Here is a 1,770-nt window from a genome sequence, read left to right as displayed (position 1 = left end):
CGAATGAATTCGCGGCTAAAAGTACGATCACCCGCCTTCGCGGGTTCAGAGTCTTGTTTCGCAGGTGTGATTGAATACACCTTAGGATTGTGATGTGCCTTCGCCTATTTCTGAACCCACGAAGGTGGGTGACCGTACTCGCAGGCGCGAATTCATTCGCCAGCCTCTTTGGCGCGAATCGCGCAATTTAATTGACAAAATTCATAAGCGCCGGGGGAATAGCGACTAACAGCAAATAAGCCCCTACGCCGTCGGCGACTCGGCTGGGTCGACGAAGGCGTCGATCTGGGTGATTTCCATCTGGCTTAGTCGGAACTCGCCGGCGCCGATGATGCCCGCGATCTGGTCCGGGCGGCGAGCCCCGACGATGGCGGCGGTGACGACGGTGTCGCGCAGGGTCCAGGCGATGGCGACTTCGCCGGGCGTGCGGCCGTGGTCGGAGCCGATCTCGCGCAGAAGCTCGACGAGCTCTAAATTGCTCGACAGATTCGGCTCCTGGAAGTCCGCGTTGCGGCTGCGCCAGTCGTCCGCCGGAAGGCTTGCCGCGCGCTCTTTGGTGAACGCGCCGCTGAGCAGCCCTGAATGCATGGGCGAGTAGGCAAGGACACCGATGTTGTTCTCGGCGGCGTATGGCAGAACGTCGTTCTCGATCTCGCGCGCCAGCAGGGAGTAGGGTGGCTGGAGTGAGGTGATGGGGGCGATCGCCTGCGCGCGCTTCATTTGTGCGGCGCTGAAATTGGAGACGCCGATCCAGCGGACTTTGCCTTCCGCTTTCAGTTCATTGAGCGTTGTCCAGCCTTCTTCGATGTCTTCGTCGGGCTGCGGCCAGTGGATCTGGTAGAGGTCGATCACATCCGTTTGCAGACGCTTCAGACTGCCTTCGACCTCACGGCGCAGGGAGTCTGCCTTGAGACTGCCGCTGACCTTGCCGCTCTCGTCCCACACCCGCTCGCACTTGGTGAAGACATAGGGCTTCTGGCTCAACCCTTGGAGGGCCTTGGCGACAATCTCTTCCGAGTGTCCGAGCCCGTAGACGGCGGCGGTGTCGATCCAGTTGATTCCGGCGTCCAAAGCGGCGTGGATCGCCCCCACGGATTCATTGTCGTCCTGTTCACCCCAAGCGAACGCCCAGCCCGCGCCGCCGATGGCCCACGCGCCGAAGCCGATGGGGGTTATCTCTAAGTCGCTGTTTCCCAGCCGACGTGTTTGCATATGCACGATCTCCTTGATAAGGTCTGGCTCCATCTTACCCAGAACTGCCGCGAAGCCGTCGGCCGGCGCGGTTTTGGGTATGATAGGGCCATATGCAGACCAAACCACTTTCTCTCACTCACCTCGTTCGACGACCCATACAGCCGTCGGCGGACGGCGCCGCGCCGCCGCTTCTTGTCCTTGCTCATGGCTATGGCAGCAACGAACAGGACTTGATGGGCTTGGCGAGTTACTTCGACCCAAGATTGATGATCGTCAGCGTGCGCGCGCCGCGCGCCATGGGGCAGGGGAGTTACGCCTGGTTCGATTTGGTGTTTACGCCGGAAGGAGTCAAGGCCGACCCGGAACAGGCGGCGGAGGCGCTCACGACTCTGACGGGTTTTCTTCAGGAACTGCCGGACGCCTATGAGCACGATCCCAGTCGCGTTCTCCTCGGCGGCTTCAGTCAGGGCGCTATTCTGAGCCTGGGCGTGCTGCTGTATCAGCCCCAGTCCGTCGGCGGGGTGATCGCCCTCAGCGCGCGCCTTTGGCCGGACGCCGCCGCCCATGCCGACCGTG

The 1,770-nt window shown here is 61.9% G+C and carries 1 protein-coding gene and 1 pseudogene; one reads left to right on the top strand and one right to left on the bottom strand.

Annotation, left to right across the window (positions count from 1 at the left end):
- Positions 1-243: 243 nt before the first annotated feature.
- Positions 244-1,212 (bottom strand): aldo/keto reductase, encoded by a 969-nt coding sequence (locus ABIZ35_RS09665; protein ID WP_348219682.1) that lies wholly within the window; start codon positions 1,210-1,212, stop codon positions 244-246.
- 92 nt (positions 1,213-1,304) lie between these two features.
- Between ABIZ35_RS09665 and ABIZ35_RS09660 the strand changes: the two are divergent.
- Positions 1,305-1,770, top strand: a pseudogene (locus tag ABIZ35_RS09660) (phospholipase); the annotation flags it as partial.

The organism is Capsulimonas sp. (genome assembly GCF_039929585.1).
Classification (GTDB): Bacteria; Armatimonadota; Armatimonadia; order Armatimonadales; family Capsulimonadaceae; genus Capsulimonas.
The sequence above is the reverse complement of the archived record's forward strand: the minus strand, read 5'-3'. Positions and strand labels throughout refer to the sequence as shown.